General features: G+C 56.1%; 13 protein-coding genes. 9 read left to right on the top strand and 4 right to left on the bottom strand.

What is annotated here, in order from left to right; translation table 11 throughout:
• Window positions 1–202 precede the first annotated feature (202 nt).
• Complete coding sequence (locus AC6I8V_RS10405) at window positions 203–460, bottom strand: hypothetical protein (RefSeq protein WP_497842205.1); 258 nt, start codon at window positions 458–460, stop codon at window positions 203–205.
• A gap of 325 nt (window positions 461–785) precedes the next feature.
• On the opposite strand from AC6I8V_RS10405, the gene AC6I8V_RS10400 reads away from it, so the two are divergent.
• Together AC6I8V_RS10400 and AC6I8V_RS10395 are read left to right on the top strand one after the other, a co-directional pair.
• The gene (locus AC6I8V_RS10400) at window positions 786–1,184 is read left to right on the top strand and encodes a DUF2545 family protein (protein ID WP_497842204.1); all 399 of its coding nucleotides are present in this window, start codon (window positions 786–788) and stop codon (window positions 1,182–1,184) included.
• Window positions 1,185–1,238: 54 nt separating this feature from the next.
• The gene (locus AC6I8V_RS10395) at window positions 1,239–1,418 is read left to right on the top strand and encodes a hypothetical protein (RefSeq protein ID WP_497842203.1); all 180 of its coding nucleotides are present in this window, start codon (window positions 1,239–1,241) and stop codon (window positions 1,416–1,418) included.
• Window positions 1,419–1,692: 274 nt separating this feature from the next.
• Here the strand turns inward: AC6I8V_RS10395 and AC6I8V_RS10390 are convergent, their stop codons facing one another.
• Window positions 1,693–2,022, bottom strand: a complete 330-nt coding sequence (locus AC6I8V_RS10390; protein ID WP_497842202.1) for a NirD/YgiW/YdeI family stress tolerance protein — start codon at window positions 2,020–2,022, stop codon at window positions 1,693–1,695.
• Between the two features lie 820 nt (window positions 2,023–2,842).
• Here AC6I8V_RS10390 and guaD point away from each other — a divergent pair.
• From guaD to dcp, 5 genes are all read left to right on the top strand, one after another.
• On the top strand, window positions 2,843–4,171 hold the full coding sequence (guaD, locus tag AC6I8V_RS10385) for a guanine deaminase (protein ID WP_497842201.1): 1,329 nt from the start codon (window positions 2,843–2,845) through the stop codon (window positions 4,169–4,171).
• A complete protein-coding gene (gene xdhA, locus AC6I8V_RS10380; RefSeq protein WP_497842200.1) occupies window positions 4,168–5,610 on the top strand; it encodes a xanthine dehydrogenase small subunit in 1,443 nt (480 codons plus the stop codon). The genes guaD and xdhA overlap by 4 nt, the downstream gene beginning before the upstream one ends.
• Window positions 5,600–7,975, top strand: a complete 2,376-nt coding sequence (xdhB, locus tag AC6I8V_RS10375; protein ID WP_497842199.1) for a xanthine dehydrogenase molybdopterin binding subunit — start codon at window positions 5,600–5,602, stop codon at window positions 7,973–7,975. Before xdhA ends, xdhB begins: the two co-directional genes overlap by 11 nt.
• Window positions 7,953–8,735: a xanthine dehydrogenase accessory protein XdhC gene (gene xdhC / locus AC6I8V_RS10370; protein WP_497845811.1), complete on the top strand. Its 783-nt coding sequence runs from the start codon at window positions 7,953–7,955 to the stop codon at window positions 8,733–8,735. The genes xdhB and xdhC overlap by 23 nt, the downstream gene beginning before the upstream one ends.
• Window positions 8,736–8,809: 74 nt before the next feature.
• Window positions 8,810–10,861 (top strand): peptidyl-dipeptidase Dcp, encoded by a 2,052-nt coding sequence (dcp, locus tag AC6I8V_RS10365; RefSeq protein ID WP_497842198.1) that lies wholly within the window; start codon window positions 8,810–8,812, stop codon window positions 10,859–10,861.
• A gap of 259 nt (window positions 10,862–11,120) precedes the next feature.
• Here the strand turns inward: dcp and hpxO are convergent, their stop codons facing one another.
• Entirely contained in the window at window positions 11,121–12,278 is a 1,158-nt protein-coding gene (gene hpxO / locus AC6I8V_RS10360; protein WP_497842197.1) for an FAD-dependent urate hydroxylase HpxO, read from the bottom strand.
• Window positions 12,279–12,522: 244 nt separating this feature from the next.
• On the opposite strand from hpxO, the gene AC6I8V_RS10355 reads away from it, so the two are divergent.
• Complete coding sequence (locus AC6I8V_RS10355) at window positions 12,523–12,762, top strand: hypothetical protein (RefSeq protein WP_497842196.1); 240 nt, start codon at window positions 12,523–12,525, stop codon at window positions 12,760–12,762.
• A gap of 75 nt (window positions 12,763–12,837) precedes the next feature.
• Window positions 12,838–14,103: an acid phosphatase gene (locus tag AC6I8V_RS10350; protein WP_497842195.1), complete on the top strand. Its 1,266-nt coding sequence runs from the start codon at window positions 12,838–12,840 to the stop codon at window positions 14,101–14,103.
• A 37-nt stretch (window positions 14,104–14,140) separates the two neighbouring features.
• Here AC6I8V_RS10350 and AC6I8V_RS10345 read toward each other — a convergent pair whose 3' ends face one another.
• Window positions 14,141–14,470 carry a DHCW motif cupin fold protein gene (locus AC6I8V_RS10345; RefSeq protein ID WP_497842194.1) on the bottom strand — a complete coding sequence of 110 codons (330 nt, stop codon included), beginning with the start codon at window positions 14,468–14,470 and terminating at the stop codon, window positions 14,141–14,143.
• Window positions 14,471–14,488: the final 18 nt, after the last annotated feature.

Below are 14,488 nucleotides of genomic sequence, written 5' to 3'. Positions count from 1 at the left end.
CCCGCTCCGGCGTGCTTTTATCAGGTGAGAACATGCTTATTCTTGTCAACCGTATTGATGTGAATGGCGAACGCTGTTTCATACCGAGAGAAAACGGAAAGTAAAGAGTGGACAATAAAGCAGGGAAAGCAGGCCAACTTGAAGGAACGAAAAAATAACCCGCAACCGGCGGGTCATTTTTCATCCTATGTGGTCAATACTATTAATCATTATCATGGTGATAGTCAGAGCGACCGGAGTTCATCTTTCTATTATTATGCTTATGCCGGGCGGGGCCATCTTGTTTATACCTGGAATCATGCCCTCTGAATTCTGACTTGTTTTCAGAATGTCCGTGCTTACCTTTTTTTTCATGCTTATGCGCAGAATTTCGCCCGTTTTCATGATGACTGTCATTGGCAAAAGTTAATGCTGGTGACAGGAAGATCATGCATAACAGAACCAGAATAAATTTTTTCATGCTTTACTGTTTCCTTACAGTTAACGTGGTGTACCCACCTCGCTAAATATACCTTGAATGAACGTTTGAAAATCCTGATATAAGATCAGTAATCGCATTTATCTGTAATCAAATGACACTAACTTGGTCTTGCAGCTTCATCTTTCATTGAAATTCTTGTGGATTGAGTGCGGGAATGAGCAGATACACCTTTACGCTGAATCACACCCTGAAGACTGAACGGAAAAGTAGATGACACAAAATCCGAAATATCGCTCAGGTTATTCCCATATACATGGTAGGTGTTAGAATTTTCGGGAATTATAGCTGACATGGATCTAAGGATATGGAACCAATATTTAGTTTTTTGCTTTACGGGTTTGCTGCAATATTGGTAAGTGTTATTGCTGGTAAACGAAACGGGATGAGCATCGGAATAATTTACTTATTCTCTATGTATTTAGCAGGATTCCTGCTGATTCGAGCAGCTTTAACTATAACGCTTGGCAATGGATTAATTTCTGGGTTAATAGCTTTCCTTTCTCCAGTAATCGGATTGATCGTAGCGCTCTCAACCAGAACATCGGAACAGCGTGCAGTGCTAAACGGGGAGTCAGGTTATTACAGGAAATGCACATTTTGCGCTGAAGCTATTCGCAAAGAACCACTCAAATGTAAACATTGTGGGAGTGACGTAATACCCGAGAACGCTAAACCGGAATCAAAAGTTTACCCCCCGACCTAAAGAAACCACAATGAACCTCGCCCCTGCGAGGTTTTTTTATGCCTGGGGAAAACTATGCTCGAATCAGAATCCCGTCTTCCGCTGATTATCGACAGCTCCGACGCGCAGAAAAACAGAGAATCGTTAGTCAGCGTGCTGGAAAAAATGACGCAGGTCGGGATGCACCGATACCACGCTTATTCCGGCTATGCAGCCGCGCTTTTCCAACGGTTTGAACTGGTATCCCGTTTCTGATCCGACGGCGAGTTTGGCGCCTTTGTGAGGTATTTATGGCAGTAACTTAAAAAATCATCCTTTATACGGATGATAGTTATGGTGATATCGGAGAAGCTGACAGCGTCGGTTATTTACGATGTGATGTTTACCTTTAGAACGGAGAGTGACGACTGATGAGGCAAAGCAGATGTTACAAAATAACTTTGCGGCAATATATAATTCAGTAATGAGCTATCGTTTATTTCTTGATAACCTTGCCCTGTAAGCTATTTAAGCGTGCAGGGCAGTGGCGTTATTTCAGTATCTGAATACTGTCCGAGTCAATTTCCACCTGTCCATCATCACGGTCAATTTCACCTGCTACGCGAACTTCTTTTCCAATTAGCCTGTAACTTCCGTCATCATCATCGTCGTCATCCGCATCGATGCGAATTTTCCCGGTAGCATCCTCCAGCCAGTAATCATCATCACCAGCCAGCCCGGTGATTTTCCCTTCAACCACGACGTGCCTGTCATCATGCATTTTTTTTGCTTCCGCGACTGACACCGCCTGATGCACGGCCGCCTGAGCTGAAGTGCATACGATTATTCCGCAGGCTAAAAGTAAACCAAAAAGTTTCATCCCTTTATCTCCCTGTTAACGTCTTAACCAGTGTTAAGTCATTTATAGAGTAGATTAGTTATTAATTTATAAAAATACCTTTTAATCATATAGTTATGGTTATTTGAGTGAAGTTGTTTTACAGGTGTTATGTACTTGTGTGTTTTCAGATAAATCAGGTCAGTGAATCGGTAATTGATTGTTTTGAACGATCAATCAGCAATAATCGATCTGCGAAACCATTTTGAAATTATAGTTTTAAATGCATATTTTCTTGTCACCAGGGAAATGAAAGACAGGGAGTAGAAAATGTCACAACGGCCAGTTTGGATTCTAATAGTGCTTTTCTGCACTTTATTCTGGATAATCATAATAACAATGCTCAAAGACGGTTAATTACCTTTTTTTTCTTATAAATAACAGACTCCCGCAATGGCGGACAAAAAAATAAATGTCTTTCTGAAAAAGAAATTTTGTTTTAATTTTAAAAAAATTAAAAATCCATATTCAACCTATCCTGAAACAATTTCAGGTTCCACGCCACACCTTAGCATTAACCCTGTTCGCTGCCCATGAAAAGCCGTTGCAGAATTTTTCCTGCACGATAATGGCGCAGGGCTGCACCGTTATGGTACGCGGCGGCGCCGGGCAACCGTTTGCGCATTCGATTGCTTATCCAGCCTGCCACAATCTTTTTGTAATGCAACCTAATTCATTGAATAACAACAGATAAATAAGTTCTGTTGGTTGGCATGGCGTTTGCTATTTAGTTTAAAGGCCATCATCACCTGCAATTATCAGCGGAGAAAGCCGCACGGTTTTCCCGATTAAGGAATTATTTATGCCTTCTGCATCCGACACCACGCTGCGCGCCAGCTTTTTTGATTTCACCGGACTCGCTTCCCAACCCGACGCCATCGCGGACCAGGCGCGCTATCTGGAGGATGGGGTACTGACGTTGCGCGACCGCAAAGTGGTCAGCCTCGAAAACTGGGAAAGCGCCCGGACGTGGGTGGACCCGGCCAGCCTGATCGACCTGCGCGGCAAACTGATCGTGCCGGGCTTTATCGATACCCATATTCACTACCCGCAGACTGAGATGATCGGTGCCTTTGGCGAACAGCTGCTGGAGTGGCTCAATCAATACACCTTCCCGGTAGAAAGCCAGTACCACTGTCCCGATCATGCCGCGCAGATGTCGGCATTTTTCCTGCATCAGCTGCTGTCGAACGGCACCACCACCGCGCTGGTATTTGGCACGGTGCATCCGCAATCGGTGGAGGCGCTGTTCAGCGCGGCGGAGCAGCTTAATATGCGTCTGATCGCGGGCAAGGTGATGATGGATCGCAACGCGCCCGCCTATCTGACCGAAACGCCTCAGGCCAGCTATCTGCAAACCCGCACGCTGATTGAGCGCTGGCACAATCGTGGGCGCTTAAGCTACGCGCTGACGCCGCGTTTTGCCCCAACCTCATCGCCGCAGTTGCTGGAGAAAGTCCGTCAGCTGCGGGAAGAGTTTCCCGACACCTGGCTGCATACCCATCTGAGCGAAAACCCGCAGGAGATCGCCTGGGTGAAGGCGCTGTTCCCGGAGCATGACGGTTATCTCGACGTTTACCACCAGCATCAACTCACCGGCAAACGCAGCGTATTTGCCCACTGCCTGCATCTGGACGATCACGAATGGCAATGCCTGCACGATACCGATTCGTCGATTGCCTTCTGTCCCACCTCCAACCTGTTCCTCGGCAGCGGCCTGTTCAATATTAAGCGCTGCTGGCAGCAGGGCGTACGCATGGGTATCGGCACCGATGTTGGCGCAGGCACCACCTTCAACCTGCTGCAAACGCTGGGTGAAGCCTACAAAGTCGGCCAGCTGCAAAGCTACCGACTCAGCGCCTGTGAAGCCTTTTATCACGCCACGCTGGGCGGGGCACATGCACTCGATCTCGATCATGCCATCGGCAACTTCAACCCCGGCAAAGAGGCGGATTTCGTGGTGCTCGATCCGGCGGTATCCGCCCTGCAACAGCTGCGCTGCGCCAACAGCAAAGACATCTGGGAAAAGCTGTTTGTGCTGATGACGCTGGGCGATGACCGTAACATCGCCCAAACCTGGGTTAACGGCCAGCCGGTCTGGCAGCGGGACAGCGCGGAGCAAGCGGCATGATTCAGTTTCTGCTTAATAACCGTCTGGTGACCGAGTGCGATCTCGATCCGAATCTCACGCTGCTGAATTATCTGCGTACTCGCCAGCAACGGCGCGGCACCAAAGAGGGCTGCGCTTCCGGTGATTGCGGTGCCTGTACCGTGACATTGGGAAAAGTGGTGGCGGGGCGGATGCAGTACGAAACGGTGAACAGTTGCCTGACGCTGGTCAGCAGCCTGCAAGGCAAACAGCTGATTACCGTGGAGGATTTGCGTCAGGGGCGCGATCTGCACCCGGTGCAGCAGGCGATGGTGGATTGCCACGGTTCGCAGTGCGGCTACTGCACGCCGGGCTTTGTTATGTCGCTGTTCACCTTACAGAAAAACAGCCACGGCTGGGATCGTCACCAGGCGGAACAGGCGCTGGCTGGCAATCTGTGTCGCTGCACCGGCTATCGACCGATCATGGAGGCCGCGCAGCAGGCGTGTGAACAACCGGTATGCGATAACTTCAGCCAGAGCGAAGCCAATCTGGTGCAGCGTTTACAGGCGCTGAGCAATCAGGATGTGCAGGTGCTGGAGGCCAACGGCAGCCGCTGCTATGTGCCGAAAACCCTGGCGCAGCTGGCCGCGTTGTACCAGCAGCATCCCGACGCCCGCCTGCTGGCGGGGGGCACCGATCTGACGTTACAAATCACCCAACAGTATCAGCGCATTCCGCTGCTGATTGCGCTGGAACAGGTGGCGGAGCTGAAAACCTGCCACGAAGACGAGGAGAGCTGGCATCTCGGGGCCGGTGCGTCACTGCATCAATGCTATCAATTTCTTACGACGCGTATCCCGGCGTTCAGCGCGATGCTGGAGCGCTTCGCCTCGTTGCAGATCCGTAATCAGGGCACGCTGGGCGGCAATATCGGCAATGCCTCACCGATTGGTGATGCGGCGCCGATGCTGCTGGCGCTCAGCGCCACGCTCAGGTTGCAGCAGGGTGGGCAGCAGCGCGACGTGCCGCTCGATCAGTTCTTTACCGGCTATCGGCAGACCCTGTTGCAGCCCGGCGAGTTTATTCACAGCATCATCATCCCCAGAGTGACAGTGTCACCTGAGTTTGTCGCCTGGAAGGTGTCAAAGCGCCTCGACGACGACATCTCCGCCATTTTCTGCGCCATCAATCTGCAACGGGAGAATGGCCTGGTGGTACGGGCGCGCATCGCTTTTGGCGGAATGGCGGCGACGCCCAAACGCGCGCGACACGCGGAAGCGGCACTGACGGGCGCACCTTTCACGCTCGCCACCATCGAAAGCGCCTGTGCGCTATTGAGCAGCGATTTCCAGCCGTTGAGCGACTTCCGCGCCAGCGCGGAGTATCGCCTGCGGGTGGCGCGCAATCTGCTGCGCCGTTATTACGCGCAGGCCAGCGGCGAGCTGACGATTACGGAGGTGACGCGCTATGTCTCATAACCGACCGGATCTGAACGAAACCCTGCGGAAAACCCAGTTTGATGCCGGAATCCAGAGCGGCGTGGGGCGCAGCCGCAAGCATGAAAGCGCCGATAAACACGTCTCTGGCGAAGCGATTTACATCGATGATAAGCCCGAGCTGCCTGGCATGTTGCATCTTTGCCCGCTGCTCAGCCCGCACGCCCATGCGCGCATTACCCGGCTGGATGTGCAGCCGTGCTATGCGGTGCCGGGCGTGGTGAGCGTGCTGACCTGGCAGGATGTTCCCGGCGTTAACGATGTGGGGCCGCTGGAGCCGGGCGATCCGCTGCTGGCGCAGGACACAGTGTCGTATCTCGGCCAGGTGGTGATCGCCGTAGCGGCGGAATCACCGGAGGCGGCCCGCGCCGGGGTGATGGCGGCTATCGTCGACTATGAACCCCTGCCGGCGATTCTGGATGTGTGCGAGGCACTGGAGCAGGGGCATTTTGTGCAGCAGCCCCATGTGCATCAGCGCGGCGATGCCGATGCGGCGCTGGCGCGGGCGCCGCACCGTCTCCAGGGCGCCTTTCATATTGGCGGCCAGGAACATTTCTATCTGGAAACCCAGACGGCGCTGGTGATCCCCGGCGAAGACGCCAGCCTACAGGTTTACTCCTCCACGCAAAACCCGACTGAAGTGCAAAAACTGGTGGCTGAAGTGATGGGCATCAGCATGAACAACGTCACCATCGATATGCGGCGCATGGGCGGCGGTTTTGGCGGCAAAGAGACCCAGGCGGCGGGCGTGGCCTGTCTGTGCGCCATTGCGGCGCGCCAGACGCGGCGACCGGCGAAAATGCGCCTGGCGCGACGTGATGATATGCGTATCACCGGCAAGCGCCATCCGTTCTACGTCCGCTACGATGTGGGCTTCGATGATGACGGGCGTTTCTGCGGCGTGAAGATCGATCTGGCAGGAAATTGCGGTTATTCGCTCGATCTTAGTGGATCGATAGTCGATCGTGCCATGTTCCACGCAGATAATGCTTATTACCTCGGCGATGCGCGGGTCACCGGCTATCGCTGCCGCACCAATACCGCTTCTAATACCGCTTACCGTGGCTTTGGCGGCCCGCAGGGCATGGTGGCGATTGAGCAGATCATGGATCATATCGCGCGCGAGCTGCGACTCGATCCGCTGGAGCTGCGCAAACGTAACTACTACGGCAAACAGGATCGCAACATCACCCATTATCATCAGCAGGTGGAAGACAACCTGCTGGATGAGATCACTGCCCAGCTGGAAGCGAGCAGCGATTACGCGGCGCGGCGCGCGGAAATCCAGGCTTTTAACGCCAGCAGCCGCGTGATGAAACGTGGACTGGCGCTGACGCCGGTGAAATTCGGCATCTCCTTTACCTCCAGCTTCCTCAACCAGGCGGGCGCGCTGATCCTGATCTACACCGATGGCACGGTGCAGCTGAATCATGGCGGCACCGAGATGGGCCAGGGGCTGAACACCAAGGTGGCGCAGATTGTGGCGGAAGTGCTTCAAATCGATATCGGCACCATCCAGATCACCGCCACTGATACCGGCAAAGTCCCGAATACTTCACCGACGGCGGCATCCAGCGGGGCTGACCTCAACGGCAAAGCCGCGCAGGATGCGGCGCAGATCCTGCGTGAACGCTTAACCGCGATGCTGTGCAAGGTTCATCAGTGCACCGCGGATCAGGTGAGCTTCAGCAATGGCATCGTGCGCGTTGGCGCGCAGCATTTCACCTTTGCCGAGGTGTGCCAGCAGGCATGGCTTAATCAGGTACCGCTTTCCGCCACCGGTTTCTATCGCGTGCCGGGCATCCATTACGACCGCAACGCCGGGCGTGGCACGCCGTTTTATTACTTCGCCTATGGCGCAGCCTGCTGCGAGGTGCTGATTGATACGCTGACCGGCGAATATCGACTGCTGCGCGCCGATATCCTGCATGACGTCGGCGCATCGCTTAATCCGGCGATTGATATCGGTCAGGTGGAGGGCGGTTTTGTGCAGGGTATGGGCTGGCTGACCTGTGAGGAGCTGGTGTGGAACGATCAGGGCAGGCTGCTTACCGACGGCCCGGCCAGCTACAAAATTCCCGCCATCAGCGATGTTCCGGCCGATCTGCGCGTCACCCTGCTGGAGAACCGTAAAAATCCGCAGCAGACGGTGTTTCATTCCAAAGCGGTGGGCGAGCCGCCGTTTATGCTGGGGATTGCCGTGTGGTGTGCCTTACAGGATGCGGTCGCCAGCGTGGCGGATTATCGTCAGCATCCGCAGCTGGACGCCCCGGCTACGCCGGAGCGGGTTTTCTGGGGCGTTCAACGCCTCTCGGGAGCGGATGATGATCTATCACGACTGGATTAACGTGCTGCACCGCCTGCGGGAAAAACGCGAAAGCTGCGTGCTGATCACCGTGCTGAGCGAGCGCGGTTCGGTTCCGCGCGACAGTGGCAGCAAAATGGTGGTGACGGCCAGCGACAGCTTTCTCACCATCGGTGGCGGCCATCTTGAGTATCAATGCATTGCCCAGGCGCGGGAGATGCTGCAACAGCAACGTGGCGCGCCGCATACCGAAGAGTTCGCCCTGGGCGCGCGCCTTGGTCAGTGCTGCGGCGGCATGGCAACCATCCTGTTTGAACCGCTGATGCAGCAGCAGCCGGAAATTCAGGTCTATGGCGCCGGGCATGTGGGACAGGCGCTGGTTCAGTTGCTGTCGACGTTACCCTGTCACATAACCTGGATCGACAGCCGTGCGGCGCAGTTCCGTGCAGTGCCGGAAGGGGTGACGGTACGCCAGGAAGACGAGCCGGTGGACTGCGTAGCCGACGCCGCGCCGGGCAGCTATTTCGTGGTGATGACTCATCATCATCCGCTCGATCTGGCGTTAAGTGAGGCCATCCTGCGGCGCGGCGATTTTCGCTACGCCGGGGTGATTGGCTCAGAAACCAAAGCACAGCGCTTTCGTTACCGGCTGGAGGGTAAAGGCGTCGCGCCGGACCTGCTGGCACGGCTGCGTTGCCCCATCGGCTTACCGGACGTCACCGGTAAACTGCCTGCCGAAATCGCCATCGCGGTGGCCGGTGAGATCATCAGCGTGTATCAGCGCCAGAGGATAAGTTGTTGAGCCGCGCCGAAACTGCCAGGATAGAAACATCCCGCCGGAGCCTGCTTCGGCGTTGCTGATTATCAGGAGCGATAATGAACTCAAGAGCCAATCCGTTTTTCACCGCCAGCACCTTGCCATATCAGACCCCACCGTTTGATCTCATCCAGGAAGAGGATTTTTTGCCCGCGCTGGAAGCCGGTATCGAAGAGAAGCGTCGCGAAGTCGCGGCCATCGCCAGCAATCCACAGCCTGCTACGTTTGCCAACACCTATGAAGCGCTGGAGCGCAGCGGGCAGCTGCTTAACCGCGTCAATATGGTATTCAGCGCCATGACGTCGGCCAATACCAGCGATCGCTTGCAGGAAATTGATGAACTGATCGCGCCGCAGCTGACCGCGCTCAATGACGAAATCAAGCTCAACAGCCAGCTTTTCGCGCGCCTCGACAGCGTCTATCAGCATCGCGGCTCGCAAGCCCCGGATGCTGAATCGATGCGTCTGGTGGAGGTGGTGTGGCAGCATTTTCAACTGGCCGGGGCCAGTCTGAACGATGCCGATAAACAACAGCTGCGCGCCATTAATCAGGAGCTGGCGACCCTCAGCACCCGTTTTGGCAATCGGCTGCTGGCGGCCACCAAAGCCGGCGCCTACACCGTCAGCAATCCCGCAGCGCTGGCGGGGTTGAGCGAAGAAGAACTGGCCCATGCCAAAGCTGCGGCGGAAGCGCGCGGCCTGGCGGGCGAGTGGCTGATTCCGTTGCAGAACACCACCCAGCAACCGGCATTGCAGTCGCTGAGCGTGCACGCCACGCGTGAAGTGTTGTTCCAGCGCTCCCTGACGCGTTGTGAACAGGGCGACGATAACGATACGCGTGCGCTGGTGCTGCGCATGGCGCAGCTGCGCGCGCAGCAGGCCGCGTTACTCGGTTTTAACACCTATGCCGAGTGGAGTATGCAGGATCAGATGGCGAAAACGCCCGAAGCGGCGTTCAGTTTTATGCGTAATATCGTGCCTGCGGCACGCGGTCGCGCCGAACGTGAAGCGGCGGATATTCAGCAGGCGATTGAACAATCGCATCACAGTTTCCCGCTGCGCGCCTGGGACTGGAGCTACTACGCCGAGCAGGTGCGCAAAGCCAAATTCGCGCTGGATGAGAGCCAGCTCCGTCCTTACTTCGCGCTGGAAAACGTGCTGGAGAAAGGGGTGTTCTGGTCTGCCAGCCAGCTGTTTGGCATTCGTTTCAGCGAGCGTCACGATCTGCCGGTGTATCACCCGGATGTGCGCGTGTATGAGATTTTTGATGCCGACGATACGCCGCTGGCGCTGTTCTACACCGATTTCTTTAAGCGCGACAACAAAAGCGGCGGCGCGTGGATGAGTAACTTTGTCGATCAATCGACGCTGCTCGGCACCCGGCCGGTGATTTACAACGTCTGCAACTACACCAAACCGGCGGCGGGCCAGCCTGCATTGCTGAGCTGGGATGAGGTGATCACCCTGTTCCATGAATTTGGCCACGCGCTGCATGGCCTGTTCGCCTCACAGCGTTATCCGGGCCTCTCCGGCACCGCCACGCCGCGCGATTTTGTCGAATTCCCGTCGCAGATTAACGAACACTGGGCCAGCAATCCGCAGGTGTTTGCCCAATATGCCCGCCACTACCAGACCGGTGAGCCGATGCCTGCTGCGCTGCGCGAGAAAATGGTGCGCGCAGCGAAGTTCAACAAAGGCTACGACATGACGGAACTGCTGGCGGCGGCGCTGCTCGATCTGCAATGGCACTCGCTGACCACCCATGACAACCCGGAAGATGTCAGCCATTTTGAGTTGCAGGCGCTGGCGGCCGAGAACATTGCGCTATCGGTAGTGCCACCGCGCTACCGTTCCAGCTATTTCCGCCATATCTGGGGCGGCGGTTATGCCGCCGGATATTACGCCTATATCTGGACGCAAATGCTGGCGGATGATGGCTATCAGGCGTTTGAGGAGCGGGGCGGCTTAACCCGTGAGAATGGTCAGCATTTCCGCGACCAGATCCTTTCGCGCGGCAATAGCACGGATTTGCAGCATCTGTGGCTGGCGTGGCGTGGAAAAGCACCGGAGATCGGTCCGATGCTGAAAAACCGCGGGTTAGAAGGGGAATAACCGATTGGACCTGGTGCGCATCAATGCGCACCCTACAGGCGTTCGGTGTAGGGTCGGCATTTATGCCAACCCGGCCAGTCGCGGAATATGCAGCCCGGTGCGCATCAATGCGCACCCTACAGGCGTTCGGTGTAGGGTCGGCATTTATGCCGACCAGGTCAGTCGCGGAAGATGCAGCCCGGTGCGCATCAATGCGCACCCTACAGGCGTTCAGCGTAGGGTCGGCATTTATGCCGACCAGGTCAGTCGCCGCAGGTGATTAACCTAATGGCCCACCCTCGATGGTGTCGCACATACCGGCCAGCACGCGCTCGCCGGTTTCATTCTTCAGATCCTGATACCAGGCCGCAGTCACCGCCGCATCTTTCGCATGGGTCACATCACAACGTTTACGCGCCTTCAGCACCAGATCTTTGGTGCGCTCCACCCGACGCGCCTGATAACGCAGCAGCGCATCCTCAATCCCCAGCGAATGCGCCGCCAGCGTCTGCGCCAGCACGATTGCATCTTCCATCGCCGCACAGCCGCCCTGGCCGATATCCGGCGTGGTGCTGTGTGCCGCATCGCCCAGCAGCGCGACACGCCCTTTGACGAACTGGCTGAAAGGTTCGATATCGTGAATCTCTACCCGATTGGTGGTTTCCGGGTTAATGGTGTCAATCAGGCGCTGCACCGGATCGGCCCAGCCGGCAAAATAGCCCTTAAGATCGGCTTTCAGGGTGCTGCGATCTTCCGCTAAGCCTTTGGGTAGCGGCACATCAAAGAAGAAATAGAACCGGTTGTCGCTCACCGGCATCAGCGAGACGCGTTTGCCTTCGCCAACAAAGGTGGTCCACTGATCGGCAGGGGCGATGCTTTCGTCAATGGTCACCAGCCCGTTCCAGTTAACGTAACCGGCGTAACGACGTTCAACGCTTTCGCCCAACACGTAATGGCGGATTACCGAATGGGTGCCATCGGCGGCGATCAGGAAATCTGCGCTTTGTTCGCTGCCGTCATCAAACCAGGCGGTAACGCCCGTGGCAGTCTGTTCCACCTGGGTAACGCGTTTGCCAAAGCTGATGCGCGCGCGACCATAGGTATCAATCAGCATCGCCTGTAATTCAGCGCGGGCGACCGGGTAGGGATATTCGCCAACCTGCTGCACCAGCGGCGACATACTAAAGCGGGTCAGGGTGCTGCCGGTGTGGGCATCGTTGTAGGCCATAAACGCCATATTGCCACCGAGCGCGCGCAGCGACGCTTTCATGCCCAGCGCATTCAGACACTTCACGCCATTAGGCCAGATGGAGATGGCCGCACCCACCGGCTTCATCTCTTTAACCGCTTCAAAAACCGCTGTTTCATAGCCTGCTTTTTCCAGCGCAATCGCCGCGCTCATTCCACCGATGCCAGCACCAATCACAATCGCTTTCATAACCTTCTCCTTTGCTATACCGAATCAGGCTTGCAACTTTTGTACCAATGCCGCGGAGCAGGATGGTAGCGCCTCCATGCCTTGGCAGACGCGTGACCGATGGGTGATTGCACGGAAATGGTGCATGAACGCGCACCAGTCTGGACCATTCGTTTCACGCAATGCATCACGCCGCAGACGAGCGGGTCGCCATAAACCTCAACCGGGTACATACTGTAGACATCAACAACGCGAGGATAAGGCGATGAAGTGGACCCTTCTGTTGCTGCTGCTGACCAGCCTCGGCGCCGCAGCGCAAACCAACTGGCAGCCAGAGCAAAAATCGCGGCTACCGCAACTGACGCCCGTGGCAGCGAAGTGCGATATTCAGTCCTGCCAGCAAAACTGCTACGTGCAGCAATCGCAATGCAAGAACGATAACAACGGCGCCTGTGGTTCGCTGGCGCAGATTTGCGTACAAAACTGTGCCAGTCAGTGTCGTTAACTGAAATAAAACTGTCACAACAGGGTGCTAGCGTGTTTCCCCGGCAAGGTAATATTCTGAAAACAGGGGAAAATAATGAAAACCCGTTACACACTGATTGCGACAGTCATGCTGCTGGCGCAGCAGGCTCATGCCATTTCGCTGCCGGACGCCGCCGCGCTCGCCAGCCAGACTTCTACCGGTTCTGCTCAGGCAGGCTATAACGATCTTGAAAAGCAGATGTTGCAGGGCGAACGCGCCGCGTTACAGGGTAACAAACCTGCGCTGACGCGTGACCTGCTGGAAAAAGCCAAACAATCACCGACTCAGGCAGACTATGGCTGGCTGAAGAGCCGTGGTTACGATTTTCAGACTAAAGCCAATCAGCAGGCGGATATTGCATTGCTGTCAGGCTTTAGCGCACTGCCCGCCAGCGTGCTGGATGCCAGCCGCGCTACCGTCACCGACATCAACCTGAATGCCACCCGGGGCACCCGCCAGCAGGCGCTGGCAGATGCGGAAGGTATCAATCATCTCTATTTCCTCGCCGATGCGCTGGGTCCACGTCTCGGTAAAGCCTTTCTCGCCGCGTATGACAAAGGTGAACTCGGCAAAGCGGCGGCGCTGATTAAAGCCAGCGAAGTCAGCACCAGCGCAGCGAAAAAACATTTCAACTATCCGCGTCCGTTCCTGCATCCTGGCAACACCATTCATCTGGTGCCGGATGATGTCGTGGTGAAAGACAACCAGCCGTATACCGCCGATGGCGGCTCTTTCCCAAGCGGTCATACCAACACGGGTTACACCGATGCGCTGCTGCTGGCGGAGATGGTGCCGGAGCGCTTCGAAGCGCTGGTGATCCGCGGCGCCCGTTACGGTTATTCACGTCTGGTGCTGGGCGTGCATTATCCGCTGGACGTGATGGGTTCACGCATGGTGGCCGAGCGTAATGTGGCGAATTATCTGAATGACACACGCTATCAGGCGTTGTTCAGCGAAGCACGCGATCAGCTGCGGGCAGCGCTGGAGAAAGAGTGCGGCACCTCGCTGGCCGAGTGTGCGCGGAGCGCGGGTCAGGACGATCCTTATCGTTCACCGCAGATGAAACAGTTCTATCGCTTTACCATGAGTTACAACCTGCCGCGCGCAGCGGGCAAAAATGCGGCGGTAACGGTGCCTGCGGGGGCTGAAGTGTTGCTGAAAACCGCGCTGCCGCAGCTGTCCGATGCCCAGCGTCGGGCGTTGATGGTGAAATCGGCGCTGCCTGGCGGCTACCCGCTGTCCGGTAACACGGCGGACCAATCCTTCTGGCAACGTCTGGATCTGACGGCCGCTTACGCGCTGGCTAAACCCGGCCATTAAGTGATACGCCCCGTCAGTCAACTGGCGGGGCGCACGGTTAATCGACGATAAATAACTTCGCGCCGCTTACCGTTGATGAGCGGTGCGCTTCCGCGTTATCCGCGACCTGGTAGCTGACGCCAGGCGTCAGGGTAAAGCGGCGTCCATCTTCCAGTTCCGTCACCATTTCCCCTTCAAGACACAGCAAAATATGTCCCTTCAGGCACCAGTGATCCGCCAGATACCCCGGCGAATACTCCACCATTCGTACGCGAATATCGTTGAAGCGCTGGGTGCGCCACAGCGCAAAACCGCTGTCACCGGGATGGGTTTCCGCTTCGATTTGATCCCACAGGGTAATGCCAAACGGTAGCTGGTTGATTTGCAAGATGCTGCTCCTGATTCA

Source organism: Pantoea sp. X-Soil-TKNS-1207 (assembly GCF_059730485.1).
Note: the sequence above shows the minus strand (reverse complement) of the source record. Positions and strands in the feature narration are given on the sequence as shown.

Coding starts and splice junctions, on each gene's coding strand:
- AC6I8V_RS10405 (WP_497842205.1), bottom strand. CDS start 460: ATGAAAAAATTTATTCTGGTTCTGTTATGCATGATCTTCCTGTCACCA.
- AC6I8V_RS10400 (WP_497842204.1), top strand. CDS start 786: ATGGAACCAATATTTAGTTTTTTGCTTTACGGGTTTGCTGCAATATTG.
- AC6I8V_RS10395 (WP_497842203.1), top strand. CDS start 1,239: ATGCTCGAATCAGAATCCCGTCTTCCGCTGATTATCGACAGCTCCGAC.
- AC6I8V_RS10390 (WP_497842202.1), bottom strand. CDS start 2,022: ATGAAACTTTTTGGTTTACTTTTAGCCTGCGGAATAATCGTATGCACT.
- guaD (WP_497842201.1), top strand. CDS start 2,843: ATGCCTTCTGCATCCGACACCACGCTGCGCGCCAGCTTTTTTGATTTC.
- xdhA (WP_497842200.1), top strand. CDS start 4,168: ATGATTCAGTTTCTGCTTAATAACCGTCTGGTGACCGAGTGCGATCTC.
- xdhB (WP_497842199.1), top strand. CDS start 5,600: ATGTCTCATAACCGACCGGATCTGAACGAAACCCTGCGGAAAACCCAG.
- xdhC (WP_497845811.1), top strand. CDS start 7,953: ATGATCTATCACGACTGGATTAACGTGCTGCACCGCCTGCGGGAAAAA.
- dcp (WP_497842198.1), top strand. CDS start 8,810: ATGAACTCAAGAGCCAATCCGTTTTTCACCGCCAGCACCTTGCCATAT.
- hpxO (WP_497842197.1), bottom strand. CDS start 12,278: ATGAAAGCGATTGTGATTGGTGCTGGCATCGGTGGAATGAGCGCGGCG.
- AC6I8V_RS10355 (WP_497842196.1), top strand. CDS start 12,523: ATGAAGTGGACCCTTCTGTTGCTGCTGCTGACCAGCCTCGGCGCCGCA.
- AC6I8V_RS10350 (WP_497842195.1), top strand. CDS start 12,838: ATGAAAACCCGTTACACACTGATTGCGACAGTCATGCTGCTGGCGCAG.